Annotated in this window: 2 protein-coding genes; one reads left to right on the forward strand and one right to left on the reverse strand. The window is 62.8% G+C overall.

Annotation, left to right across the window (positions count from 1 at the left end; translation table 11 throughout):
* On the forward strand, positions 1-833 hold an 833-nt coding region (locus FJ980_RS34030; RefSeq protein ID WP_140547710.1), incomplete at its 5' end, for an MFS transporter.
* 27 nt (positions 834-860) lie between these two features.
* On the opposite strand, the gene FJ980_RS35170 is transcribed toward FJ980_RS34030, so the two are convergent.
* Positions 861-1,051: hypothetical protein (locus FJ980_RS35170; protein ID WP_210243794.1), on the reverse strand; the 191-nt coding region annotated here is incomplete at its 5' end.

Below are 1,051 nucleotides of genomic sequence, written 5' to 3' on the forward strand. Positions count from 1 at the left end.
ATACCAAGCCACTCGACTGGCCGGGTTTCTGCCTGACATCGGCGGGACTTGCTTGCCTTCTCTGCGGCCTCGAGCGTATCGCGCATCCCGACGACGGCGTGCTGCCGACGGTGCTGCTGGTCGCGGCAGGGATCGTCATCGGCTGGTTGGCGGTGCGGCATCTCCGGCGCGCGCCCCATCCGCTGCTCGACCTGTCCTCGTTCAAGGTGCTGACCTTCGCCATCTCGACGCTTGCGGCCGGCACCATATTCCGCGTCGCGATCAACGCCACGCCGTTCCTGCTGCCGCTTTTGTTCCAGGTCGGCTTTGGCATGAGTCCGGTCGATGCCGGCATGATGATCCTGGCCTATTTCCTCGGCAATCTCGGGATGAAGACGGTGACGACGCCGATGCTGCGCCACTTCGGCTTTCGTTCGGTGATGGTCGTCAACGGCGTCATTGCGTCCGCATCGATCATGGCCTGCGCGGCGATCTCGCCGCAGACGCCGCAGGCGCTCGTGGTGGGGCTGATGCTGATCGCCGGCCTGTCGCGTTCCATGCAGTTCACGGCGCTGAACACGCTGGCCTTCGCCGATGTCGCCGCGGCGCAGCGCAGCTCGGCGGCGACGCTGTCCTCGATGCTGCAGCAGGTGGCAATGCTGTTCGGTGTGGCGATAGCTGCGGCGATCCTCAACCTGTCGCAGATCACCAGGGCCCATCCGGCGCTGGACCTCGTAGATTTTCGAGTCACCTTTCTGGTGATCGGCGTTATCGGGCTGGTGGCGTCGTTCCGTTTCCTGGTGTTGCCGAGGACCGCCGGCGCCGAGGTTTCCGGCCACATGGCCGGGAACTGATATCGAATTTACCCATCCACCGCAGGGTTAAATTCCATCTTCGCCTTGCGCCTTGGTGTCGTGCTTGCGCAAGACGCAGGGATGGCGCAAACAATTGCCAAAAGTGCTGAAGTTTCCGGGCATTGCGCCAGCATCAGCAATCGATGCGTCCACATCGCGAGTCTCGTCGGCAGTCCGTGTTTTGAACGCGTATTCATTTGACGAACCGACGTTGAGCC

Source organism: Mesorhizobium sp. B1-1-5, assembly GCF_006443065.1.
Taxonomy (GTDB): Bacteria; Pseudomonadota; Alphaproteobacteria; order Rhizobiales; family Rhizobiaceae; genus Mesorhizobium.